The organism is Microcystis sp. M049S2 (assembly GCF_020245625.1).
Classification (GTDB): domain Bacteria; phylum Cyanobacteriota; class Cyanobacteriia; order Cyanobacteriales; family Microcystaceae; genus Microcystis; species Microcystis ichthyoblabe_A.
Genome location: NZ_JADBUN010000276.1, coordinates 1 through 5,539 on the forward strand (window position 1 = coordinate 1; position 5,539 = coordinate 5,539).

Below are 5,539 nucleotides of genomic sequence, written 5' to 3' on the forward strand. Positions count from 1 at the left end.
ATTTGTAATATTCCTTGTTGACACCCTTACTGACAAAGAAAAAACTGAAATCAAGTCAGGATAAGGGTTGGAGTGCTTACTGCAAAAATTGTTAAGAAAGATCCCTATAAGGGATAGCTTATTAAGGGGGGATCAAGGGGGGATCAAGGGGGGATTTATCTTCAATTATAACCAGCTACTTTATTAAGGATAATCAGGATGAGTGTCATCTACGACTTGGAACACATCACCACCTATCATTATCGTAAACCGGTAACTTTTGGGGAACATCGGGCGATTTTTTTGCCTAGTGCCGGTCACGGTGAAAGAATTATCAGTTATTCTGTAGAAGCGAATATTGCCGCCAAAACGCGCTGGACTATGGATACTCTATCTAACAATGTGGTAGGGCTTGAATTTGCTGAACCAGCGTCAGAATTAATCGTTACCTGTCGATTACGGGCGGAACATTTTGGCTTAAAAGCGATCGCTGATTTTCCCCTCGCTCAACGGGCGATCGAAATTCCCATCCAGTACACCCCCGATGAATGGTTAGATCTAGTGGTGTTTATGCGTCCCCACGCTGAGGATGCCGACGGCAGCCTGGCAGCTTGGGCCAAAAGTTTTGTAGCGGGGGACCAAGATGATACCCTCGATGCCATGGCAAGAATGATGGCGGCTATCAAAGATAATTTTACTTACCAATCCAGGGAGAGTGAAGGAACTCAATCCCCCGGAGAAACCCTGCGGCTAAAGTCGGGAACTTGTCGCGATTATGCTTGGTTGATGATCGAAGCTTTGCGAAGATTGGGTTTAGCCTGTCGTTTTGTCAGTGGCTATCTCTACGATGCTGCCCTCGACGGTGGTGAAGTGGGGATGACTGGCTCTGGCGCTACCCATGCTTGGTTACAGGTTTATCTACCCGGGGCCGGTTGGCGTAATTATGATCCGACTAATCAAATTACCGCCGGCTTTGATTTAATTCGAGTGGCGATCGCTCGTCATCCCGGTCAAATCATACCTCTTTCCGGTTCTTGGTTTGGTGATGCCGATGACTTTTTGTCTATGGATGTTAAAGTGACCATTCGCAAGCTGGGGACGCTGCCAGATTTTGATCCGAGGGAATAGGTTGAATTATCGGGTTTTTTCTTGACCAGCGATCGCAAAAAACGGGTTTCTCGAAGAAACCCGTTTTCTACTCATGCAATAAAGCGAAGATTGCCGTTGGGTTATAGCATTTTTATCGATTTTTGTCAAGATATATTTGACACAATTTATTAGAAAAAGGGTTTCTTTTAGAAACCCTTTTTCTGTTTTTCAACTAATCCTAATTTGTAATTAATTTTGCTTAGATACTTAACTGTGAACGAGATTATTTCGGCCAAAGTTTTTGAAATTTTCCCTCTTGACCATTATTCTCGTCTAGAAAACCTAGAAAATAAGCACAATCATCAGAGTCATCAGGAAAAATTGTTAATAATTCTAGGTATTGATGATTATTTTTGGGATACATTCGATGCCAAAGACGACCAACTTGATTGATATTTTTTGTTACTATTCCTGTCACCGAGGTTTTATAGATACTTAAATTATCCAATTTTTGATAGGCTTTATGAAGCCATTTTATGGCTAGGGAATCATCTTTATCTTCGGCAATTCTTCCCCAAACCTCGACATTTTTAGGATGCCAACTTTCTCGCCAGTTAGCACTATTATCGGGAGTTCTGAGGATATCTTTTTGTAAGGACATCCATTGTTTAGCAATAGTGCGAACATCTTTGATAAAGGGATGAATATGAGTTAAATCTCTGACTTTATTATCGTTGATTAAAGAACTTTTATCCCCCCATTGCCAATGACAGCCAATTAAGGGTTTATTGGGATAATAATCCTCATAGAAAATACTATGATCTGCTCGTCGCCATGATTTACCAAATCCTCCTAATAACATGGCAAAACGAGTGAGAAAACAAATTAATTTTTTTAAGGATTCTTGCTGGTTTTCGGGGAGAGATTGGGATTGGGTGAGAATCCAGCGTAATTCTCCTGTTACTGTGTAGGTGGGTTCCTTGTAACCCTTGGCAAAGGTTCCTAACTCTAGAGATTTGACACAAAAATCGACCGCTAGTAAACCTTGGCTTGCTTCTCCGTCAATTCCTCCAAATAGCTGATTAACTAACTTGTCGGCATTTTTAGCATCAGTTAAACCGCCAAAAATACGCAAGGAATGACCGCGAATTGCTCCTCGAAAAATATTGGGTCGAAATTCCCTTGCACCATCGAGGCTTTTAGGAGCCATTCCTTGGCCTTTCAGAAAACATTTATATAAAGGTTCTTTTGAAGGTTTAATGTCTTTTGGCAAGCCGTAACCGCTACTAACACGGCATCCTAGACCAGATTCTAAAGCTCTTTCCCAGATAGTCCAAATCTCCTCCCAATCGGGTTGTTCTATTGAGGTAGAAATGCCAAATTTTAGGGTAGGTTGATAGAGAGAAATTAAAGCAAAACCACTTTCTCCACTGGGTTTTTGTCGAGTGTTTGGGGTTTTTACTTGCCATCCCTGTTGCGGGTGAACAATATCTAAAAGATTTTCCGTCCAATCATTAACGGGATAACCGCCATGGAAGCGCAAAAGACTAGGGTTATCGCTATCTTTTTCGAGGTGATAACGTTGTTTTTGTTCGGGGGTGCAAGCTTGACAAAAGGCTCCTTTCATGCTGGAACCTGGATAAAATGGTATGCCATAAGCACCCATTACAGGCCGAATTATTCCTTCATCTTGTCCCCCATTAGTGACAAATCGCCATGATATTTGATATTCTTTGGTTTTTACTTCTTGACCAAATTGGGGAGGATTTTCATCGACTCGTTCTATCCATTCTTTTACCCATTTTTGGCTATCATTTTCATCTTTTTTAGAGTCAATATATTGTAATTGCGATCGCCCTTTGGTTTGTGCGCGAAACATCAGGGGGATTTTGTCACCAATATCGGGAATATTAACCATATAATTTATCGCTCCTTTGTTCCTTTATATCTTTGAGTCCACCAAACTAAACAATCGCATAGTTGCGTTAAAACAGCGAGGGTAATTCTCTGGTCTTCTAGCTTTAATTCCCAGAGTTTTTCTGCCATTGCTTGAACAGATTCGGTATCATTTACCTGTACGGTATCGTTAGGGATAGGAATCCCCGCTTCTGCCATGGTTTCGACTAATTTATCCCAAGTTTCTTTCCAGTATTTTGCCTTATTGGGTTCCTTGGATTGTAAGCGCAGATGTTCACCCCAGAATCTTTCTAGTCCATAGGAAACGGATTCACGCATTTTAAAAGATTGATTGAGAGAATCTCGGTCTCGTAGTTTGGCAGCGAGAACTAATTTCTGAGCAATGCGATCGAGATTGTATTCTTTCCAAGCCATAATATTAGATAAAATGTAATTATTGATTAGCGTAGTTTAAAATAGTAACTTGGCAACGACCAAAACCGATGGATTCTAATCCTCCGAAATATAATTCTTTTTGGTTTACCGATTCTCCAAAAGGTTGCCATCCTGTTTCTTTGCAAGCAATGGGAAAAACTAAAATACTACCCACTGGTAAAGCTTCCACATTGAAAAAAGCTCCTTTTTCTGTATCCACTTTTTTCTGACCTTCTAGTAGTTTAACCCGGCTTTGTCGGTAGAGTGCCATATCGTGCAGCATGGATATATCGTTATCATCAACGACGACTAATTGAGAAGCTTTTAAATCCGCTTGCGGGGGAATCCACGAAGAAAGCTCCTCTAAGTGTTCAATTTCGAGAAATCCTAAGTTAAAAAATAAAACTTTGCTATTGCGGTTAACTCCCTGCACTACTCGCGCTTGTAAACTAGGGGAAGCAGTATAAGGATTGGGTACTTTTGCAGAGATTCCCGTGATTTGTTTGTAGCGTTTTAATAATAGGGGAGAAGTGACCCAAACTATCGGCTGTCCAGGACAAAATACCGGCAACCAAACGAGGGAAGCATATTCAAATTTAACTTTTGCTTCGGTGGTTCCTCCGTCTTCTTGTCCTGGGATTGTTTCGTGTCCGTACCATGTACGTTTTTCATCTATATTGTTCATATCGGCACGAAAACGGCCGCGAATAGAACTACCGGGGATAATTGCTGTTTGGGTGAATTGGTCACGAAAAATGAGGTTAAGATTACCCGTTTCTTCTCCTGCGGTTGCTCCCACATGAAGGGGTGCTAAGGTTTCAAGTATGCCATAACTTTTGTGATACATTTTTTGGTAAAAGTGAGTATTTTAGATGCTTAGGGATTATTCTAAACTAGGTTAACATTAATGTCAGGATTTTCTAAGATTTTGTTAATATTTTATCGTGGTATTTAGGCTATTAGGACAGCACAAAGTTATAGGTTTATTCCTAATCAATTGCAACACCCTTTAATAATTCATCGATTTCTTTAGCCATTTCCTCTGTGTAAGGAGTGAGAGAAGAAGGGTTTTTAAAGGCATCTTCTACCAAAAAATCTAAAAACATACGCATCATTTTATTTTTGCTAATTTTTGAGCTTTGATTATTACCACTTTTTCAATAATCTAATAAAGCTTTTCGAGGAAATCTAGTTTTTAGTTTTGCCATAGCTATCACTTATGCTCGTCTCATTTACCCTACTCAATAATTATAGGCTTTATTTGGCAATATTTTCTAAGGGTAAGGCTAATCCGCAGCCCCAACGTTTGAGAGAAACCCCTTCGCTGGGGAACCAAGATTCCTGCCAATTTTCCCAAGATGGTAAGGGGTTTTTTAAGCGATAAACTGTTCCTGCGGGAACTGCATAACGTCCCCTAGATAAGCGCTTAACTTTATCTTTTCCTCCGAATCGATAACGATAGGTTATTGGTCTTTCGGTGTTGAGGGTTTCTAATTGCCAATCACTGGGATTGCGAGTTGATAGGCGATTTGTTCCCCAGATTGCGGCAGTAATGAGGGCAAAATATTGACCGACATCTTGATTAAATAAAGTTTGGAGATGGCTGCTTAGTTCAAGTGATTTAACTTCCACTAGATGGGATTCCCCACCAAAGCGATACCAGCCATTTTCTAGGAGTTGATTAGCTAAATAAACTAGACAAGCATCTGGATGTAACTGGACGGCATTTTCGAGGAATAATTCTCCAGTTTTTACCTTTCTTTGCTCCTCTAACAAACGCGGATGGAGATGGGGATGATATTGCCACGGAGAACCATAGGCTTTTTGAGGATTATACCATTGGTTGATAGGAATCCAACTATCTCGATCGAATTTTCCCTCAATTTGTTTACTGTCTTTCTCTTGCCATTTTTCTTGCCATGTTAAGGTGTGTTGAATTTTTCCATTGTCGTTACTTTCTTGGTCTTGAAAATAATTTGCGAGGGGTTTTTTAGCCAGATAAATGAACTACCCCGCCGCAAGCGGACGGGGTATCAGAATCAAAATAGACTCAATTGTAGATTTTGGTGTAGCTGCAGGTATTCTTTATCTTGTTCTTTTACATATCTCGCTATCATACCTTCATCCCCATGCTTTCCTA

Annotated in this window: 5 protein-coding genes and 2 pseudogenes; 1 reads left to right on the forward strand and 6 read right to left on the reverse strand. The window is 40.4% G+C overall.

The genetic code is table 11. The annotated features are described in order from the left end of the window. Positions 1–198: 198 nt before the first annotated feature. The gene (locus IM496_RS21230) at positions 199–1,107 is read left to right on the forward strand and encodes a transglutaminase family protein (protein ID WP_194017281.1); all 909 of its coding nucleotides are present in this window, start codon (positions 199–201) and stop codon (positions 1,105–1,107) included. Positions 1,108–1,351: 244 nt separating this feature from the next. Here IM496_RS21230 and IM496_RS21235 read toward each other — a convergent pair whose 3' ends face one another. The 6 genes and pseudogenes from IM496_RS21235 to IM496_RS22790 all read right to left on the reverse strand — a co-directional run. Further along, positions 1,352–2,986, reverse strand: a complete 1,635-nt coding sequence (locus tag IM496_RS21235) for an RAMP superfamily protein (RefSeq protein ID WP_194017283.1) — start codon at positions 2,984–2,986, stop codon at positions 1,352–1,354. 5 nt (positions 2,987–2,991) lie between these two features. Next, positions 2,992–3,399 (reverse strand): hypothetical protein, encoded by a 408-nt coding sequence (locus IM496_RS21240; RefSeq protein ID WP_002752858.1) that lies wholly within the window; start codon positions 3,397–3,399, stop codon positions 2,992–2,994. Between the two features lie 19 nt (positions 3,400–3,418). Further along, the gene (locus IM496_RS21245) at positions 3,419–4,246 is read right to left on the reverse strand and encodes an RAMP superfamily CRISPR-associated protein (RefSeq protein ID WP_002736838.1); all 828 of its coding nucleotides are present in this window, start codon (positions 4,244–4,246) and stop codon (positions 3,419–3,421) included. Between the two features lie 142 nt (positions 4,247–4,388). Then, the gene (locus IM496_RS21250) at positions 4,389–4,514 is read right to left on the reverse strand and encodes an AbrB/MazE/SpoVT family DNA-binding domain-containing protein (RefSeq protein ID WP_004268165.1); all 126 of its coding nucleotides are present in this window, start codon (positions 4,512–4,514) and stop codon (positions 4,389–4,391) included. A gap of 142 nt (positions 4,515–4,656) precedes the next feature. Next, a pseudogene (locus IM496_RS21255) lies at positions 4,657–5,406 on the reverse strand (type III-B CRISPR module-associated Cmr3 family protein); the annotation flags it as partial. Between the two features lie 32 nt (positions 5,407–5,438). Then, positions 5,439–5,539: pseudogene (locus IM496_RS22790) on the reverse strand (IS200/IS605 family transposase); the annotation flags it as partial.